The organism is Streptacidiphilus neutrinimicus, assembly GCF_000787815.1.
Taxonomy (GTDB): domain Bacteria; phylum Actinomycetota; class Actinomycetes; order Streptomycetales; family Streptomycetaceae; genus Streptacidiphilus; species Streptacidiphilus neutrinimicus.
In genome coordinates this window covers 839-1,255 of record NZ_BBPO01000181.1, presented here as the reverse complement: position 1 = coordinate 1,255, position 417 = coordinate 839, and the positions used below count along the sequence as shown (strand labels likewise).

Genomic DNA, 417 nt, shown 5'->3' with positions numbered 1-417 from the left:
CCTGTTCGTGGAGTTCAGCCGTCAGCGCGGCCTGTCGGCGGACGGCCGGTGCAAGGCGTTCGCGGGTGCCGCGGACGGTACCGGCTGGGGCGAGGGCGCGGGCATGCTGCTCGTCGAGCGGCTCTCCGACGCCCAGCGCAACGGTCACCCCGTGCTCGCGGTCGTGCGTGGTTCGGCGGTGAACCAGGACGGTGCGAGCAACGGCCTGACCGCCCCCAACGGTCCGTCGCAGCAGCGGGTCATCCGTCAGGCGCTGGCCTCGGCCGGTCTGACGGCCGACCAGATCGACGCGGTCGAGGCCCACGGCACCGGCACCAGGCTCGGCGACCCGATCGAGGCGCAGGCGCTGCTCGCCACCTACGGTCAGGAGCGCTCGGAGGCGCGGCCGCTCCTGCTCGGCGCGCTGAAGTCGAACAT

The 417-nt window shown here is 73.6% G+C and carries 1 protein-coding gene; it reads left to right on the top strand.

Annotated elements, in window-relative coordinates; translation table 11 throughout:
* On the top strand, positions 1–417 hold a 417-nt coding region (locus TR48_RS38415; RefSeq protein ID WP_152628431.1), incomplete at both ends, for a beta-ketoacyl synthase N-terminal-like domain-containing protein.